3 protein-coding genes are annotated in these 4,424 nt (G+C 69.0%); 2 read left to right on the top strand and 1 reads right to left on the bottom strand.

Annotation, left to right across the window (positions count from 1 at the left end; translation table 11 throughout):
• Positions 1-25 precede the first annotated feature (25 nt).
• Positions 26-934 carry a LysR family transcriptional regulator gene (locus V7Q31_RS17595; RefSeq protein ID WP_333835156.1) on the bottom strand — a complete coding sequence of 303 codons (909 nt, stop codon included), beginning with the start codon at positions 932-934 and terminating at the stop codon, positions 26-28.
• Positions 935-1,142: 208 nt separating this feature from the next.
• Here V7Q31_RS17595 and V7Q31_RS17600 point away from each other — a divergent pair, with 208 nt between their 5' ends.
• The gene (locus V7Q31_RS17600) at positions 1,143-1,715 is read left to right on the top strand and encodes a TetR/AcrR family transcriptional regulator (RefSeq protein WP_333835157.1); all 573 of its coding nucleotides are present in this window, start codon (positions 1,143-1,145) and stop codon (positions 1,713-1,715) included.
• Between the two features lie 236 nt (positions 1,716-1,951).
• The coding region (locus V7Q31_RS17605) for a beta strand repeat-containing protein (protein WP_442976737.1) at positions 1,952-4,424 on the top strand (2,473 nt) is incomplete at its 3' end.

Here is a 4,424-nt window from a genome sequence, read left to right on the forward strand (position 1 = left end):
GCTGACGGCGCGGCCTGTTCGGACCTCAGACCGCTTCGCGCGCAAGGCTCTGCCGGGACTGCGGCAGGGTGCGCAGCGCTTCGGCGACGATGAAGTCCAGCACGGCGCGCACCCGCGCGGTCTGGCGCAGGTCGGGACGGGTCAGAACCCAGACGGGAAGCTCGAGATGGAAGTCGCTTTCGAGGAGTCGCGTCAGATCGGGATCGTGCTTTCCCAGGTAACATGGTAGCCCCACGAGCCCGGCTCCCGCCTTTGCGACCGCCGCCTGGGCGAAAATGTTGTCGAGAGCGGCCACGGTCACGGCGCCGTTCGCGATGTCGCGGAGCAAGCGCGCCTGTGGGACATGCTCAAGGCGCCCCGAACTCTCGATGATGACGTGACGCCGCAGGTCCTCAATGTCCCTGGGCGCGCCGTACTTTGCGACGTAGCCGCGCGACGCATAGAGGCAAAAGGGGATCGTCGCGATGCGGCGGCCGACCAGCGCGCCATCGCCCGGCTCGCCCATGCGCAGCGCGATGTCGGCGTCGCCAGCGGCGACGTCGCGCGTCAGCGTCGAGAGCTCAAGGTCGATCACGAGCGCCGGGTGCTGAGCGCGCAAGGCCCCGAGGCGCGGCGCGAGCCATGACGCGCCGATGCCCTCGGACGCCGTGATGCGCACCACGCCGGCGACCTCCGCCTCGTGGCCCGCCACGTCGTCGGAGATGGACTTCATGATCCGCACGACCTCGGCCGATTTCGTGAACACCCGAAGCCCCGCTTCGGTCATCCGGTAGCCCGACGTCAGGCGGTCGAACAGGCGCGCGCCGAGCTTCTGTTCGAGATCGCGCACGCGGCGCGTCACCGTCGGCTGCGCCACCCCGAGCGTCTGGGCTGCCTTCGCGACGCTGCCGGCGGTGGCGATCGCGTTGAAAAAGCGCAGGTCGTCCCAGTCCATCGCCCCCTCCCTCGTCACCCGCCTGCCAACGCCTCGGAGACGTAGAACGACCGTTCCGCCATCTGGAGCCCGCCGACGAATGAGATCGCACGAATCGTTCCCTTACGTCAGCCGAATCGCGTCGCGTCTCGCCTTCGTGAACGGATGAGCCCCACCCCTACGAAAATCGACGGTTCTCCGCCGCCGCCCGGCGCGCTAGGGCTGTCGCATGGCGACGCGCGAACAGATCATCGAGGTCGCGACCGGCCTGTTCGCGCGAGCGGGATACCGGGCGGTCGGCGTCGCCGAGATCGTCATGGCGGCCGCGGTGTCGCGCGCGGCGTTCTACGCCTGCTTTCGCTCGAAGGACGACCTGATCCTTGCGGTCTTGCGCCGACGCGACGAGGCCGTGCGCGACATGGTGCTGCGCGCCATCGAGCGCGACCAACGCTCAGGCGGCGCCAAGCTTCTGGCAATCTTCGATTTTCTTGAGGAGTGGTCGGGGCGGAGCGATTTCACGGGCTGCATGTTCCTCAACGCGGCGGCGGAGTTCCATCCCCGCGACGATCCGATCCACCGGATGGCCGCCGAGCACAAGCGGCTGATGCTGGAGGGCATCGCGCGCCTCTGCGCGGCGGCGGGCGCGGACGATCCAGGCGCGCTCGCCGCGCAACTCTATCTTCTTTTCGACGGCGTGATCGTGCAGGCGCAGGCTTGCGGACCCGGCGTCGGGCGGATGCGCGCGGCGCGGGCGGCGGCGCGCGCGCTGATCGAGGCGGCTTGCCCGCCGACGCCCTGCTGAACGCTCCGATCTCCCCCAAGATTTTCGTGCCCCCGTCCAACACCCATATGGGCTGTCGGCCGTGCGCGCAGTCTTCATGATCGGGGCAAGGGTGACGCCTCGACCACCTCGTTCTGCGAATGACATCCGCATCTCACGATGACGACGTCATTCACCAAGTAGAACGACGGTTTTCGTCGGGCGCTTCACTCCGGGTCGGCGATGGCGTCGATCTGATCCGTCTACGGGAGTGAGGCATGACCAGCACGATCATTATTCCGCCGGGTACCACGACGCCGCAGGTCGCGGACGAGCCCGGCGAGATCCTTGTCGTTCGCTTCGCCACGCGCATCGAGACCTTCGCCGACACGGCGATCACATTGGTCGAGGACGACACGCGCCTCGCCAACAGCGGCGAGGTCCGCAGCCTGCGCGGTACCGCGGTCTCCATCCTCGGCGACAACGTGACCGTCATCAACGACCGCGACATCGCCGAGGAGCTTGTCGGCCCGCCGCCGCCTCCCGCGCCGCCGTCCGGCGGGCTCAACGCAGACGACGGCGCGATCAGGACGCCCACGCCCCCCGCCGCGGGCGCGCCGCAGTTCCCGATCGGTCAGCCGACCGCAGGCCCGGTGATCAGCGGCGTCGTCGGCGTCCGCGTCGAGGGTCGGAACGCCTCGATCGTCAACACCGGCGACATCAGCGGCGACGTCACCGCGGTCGATTTCGTGAACGGCGGCGAGAGCTCCGGCACCCTCGAGAACTTCGGCGTGATCACCAGCCTCAGCCGCGCCGTGAACATCGGCGGCAACGGCGTCACGCTGGCAAACGACAACCTGATCGAAACCACTGGCGACCCGCGCAACGGCGTCGTCTACACCGACGTCACCTCCAACAACTTCACGATTGTCAACGAGGGCGACATCACGTCTCGCGAAGGCGGCACGGGCGACGCCATCTCCGTCGAACTGGGCGAGAACGTCTTCGGCGACATTCTGAACACCGTGGGCCTGATCCAGGGCCGCGGCGAGGCGAGCGGCGTCTGGATCTACTCTCCCGTCGGCGGCCCCTCAACCTTCACCGCGCTGATCGACAACGGCGGCCTCATCGTCGCGGAGTCGACCACCGGCGACGATGCGGCCATCCTCGTCGACAACGGCGTGAACTTCGTCGGCGAGATCCGAAATGGCGGGGTCATCGAGGGCGTGCGCAACGCCATCCGCTTCGGCGAGGGCGACCATTCGCAGGCGACGATCGTCAACGAGGACGGCGGCCTGATCACCGCCGTCTCGCGCGCCATCGACATCGCCGGCCAGGGCCTCACGATTCAGAACGAGGGCGTGATCAGGACGACCGGCGACGCCCGCAACGGGGTGATCTACGCCACCGCCAGCGCGTCGGGCTATCGCATCGAGAACCTCGAAGGCGGCGTGATCGAGGGCGGCGACCTTTCGAGAAGCTCGGACGCCATCTCTCTGGAGATCGACGACGCGGCGGAGGGGTCGATCTTCAACGCCGGCCTGATCGGCGGCACGGGCGAGCCGACAGGCAACAGCCAGGCGAGCGGCGTGCGCATCTTCTCGGCCGACCCGCAGGCCGGCTCGCGCTTCACGGGCGAAATCGTCAACGAGGACGACATTGTAGCCCAGGGCGACACCGGCCTCGCCTCGGCCATCCTCATTCAGGACGGGGTCGGGTTCCACGGGACCATCGTGAACAGGGACGAGATTCTCGGCGGACGCAACGGCGTCTATATCGGCGACGGCGACCACGCGCTGACGCTGCTCAACGAGGAGGGCGGCGTGATCGCCGCGCGGTCGCGCGCCGTCAACATCGACGGGACAGGCGTCTCGCTGGTCAACCACGGCCTGATCGTCGGGACCGGCGACAGCCGCAACGGCGTCGTCTACGCCGACGTCACCGCCGACCGTTTCTCGATCCTGAACACCGGGTCGATCGACGCGGGCGAGCTCGACGGCAGCTTCGACGGCGACGCCATCTCGCTCCAGCTCGGCGCGCTGGTCCGCGCCTCGATCACCAACACCGGCGAGATCGACGGCCGCGGCGCGCCCGCGCTTTCGGGCGAGGCGAGCGGCGTGCGGTTGTTCTCCGGCGTCGAGGGGCGCAGCGTATTCGTCGGCGACATCGTCAACGAGGGCGCGATCCGCAGCGAGACCGCCGCGGCCATCGTGATCCAGGAGGACGTGCGGGTCCGCGGCGACATCGTCAACGACGGCCTGTTGAGCGGCGCCGTCGCCCTCGACGCAAGCGCGTCGGCCCATGGACTGACCTTCCGCCAGACCGGCGGGATCAGCGACGGCGGCCTGCGCTTCGGCGACGGCGGCGACACGGTGCTGATCGAGGGCGGCCGCGTGCTCGGGGCGATCGACCTCGGAGACGGGCTGAACCGCTTCGACGCCAGCGGGGCCGAAGGGCCTGTCGACGTGCGCGGCGGCGCGGACCGAGACAGGATCGTCGGCGGCGACGGCGACGACCGGATCGACAGCGGCGGCGGGCGGGATGTCGCGACCGGCGGCGGGGGCCGCGACACGTTCATGTTCTCCAGTTCGCTGATCGGCGATGGCCGGCGCGATTTCCTGCGGATCACCGACTTCGATGCGGCGGAAGACGTTCTCGACGCGGACCTGTCTCAGGTCGCCGGGGCCAGCGTGATCGGCGACAACCTGATCCTGCGCTTCGACGGGCCGGACCGGGACATCGTGATCCTCC

It is taken from the genome of Rubrimonas sp. (assembly GCF_036788415.1).
Taxonomy (GTDB): domain Bacteria; phylum Pseudomonadota; class Alphaproteobacteria; order Rhodobacterales; family Rhodobacteraceae; genus Rubrimonas.

Coding starts and splice junctions, on each gene's coding strand:
- V7Q31_RS17595 (WP_333835156.1), bottom strand. CDS start 934: ATGGACTGGGACGACCTGCGCTTTTTCAACGCGATCGCCACCGCCGGC.
- V7Q31_RS17600 (WP_333835157.1), top strand. CDS start 1,143: ATGGCGACGCGCGAACAGATCATCGAGGTCGCGACCGGCCTGTTCGCG.